1 protein-coding gene is annotated in these 228 nt (G+C 80.7%); it reads right to left on the bottom strand.

Annotated elements, in window-relative coordinates; genetic code table 11:
* Positions 1–228, bottom strand: a 228-nt coding sequence (locus KVT14_RS22150; protein WP_217617462.1) for a diguanylate cyclase, incomplete at both ends; no start/stop codon positions are given.

Here is a 228-nt window from a genome sequence, read left to right as displayed (position 1 = left end):
CCGGTCGCCGCCCACCCGCCCGACCACCTGGCCGGGCTCCGCCGAGGCCGCCAGCGGGGTCGCGACGGGGTGCAGCGGCGCGACCCCGAACGAGTGGCCGAGGGTGTCGTTGGCCTCCTTGGGCCGGTCCAGGTCGAGGTACGCCAGGACGACGGGGCCGCCGTCCCCCCGCGCGGCCGCGCAGGGCTCCCGGAGGCCGCCGACCAACCGGGGCCCCGAGGTCACGCC

The organism is Cellulomonas sp. GbtcB1 (genome assembly GCF_019091725.1).
Lineage (GTDB): Bacteria > Actinomycetota > Actinomycetes > Actinomycetales > Cellulomonadaceae > Cellulomonas.
The sequence above is the reverse complement of the archived record's forward strand: the minus strand, read 5'-3'. Positions and strand labels throughout refer to the sequence as shown.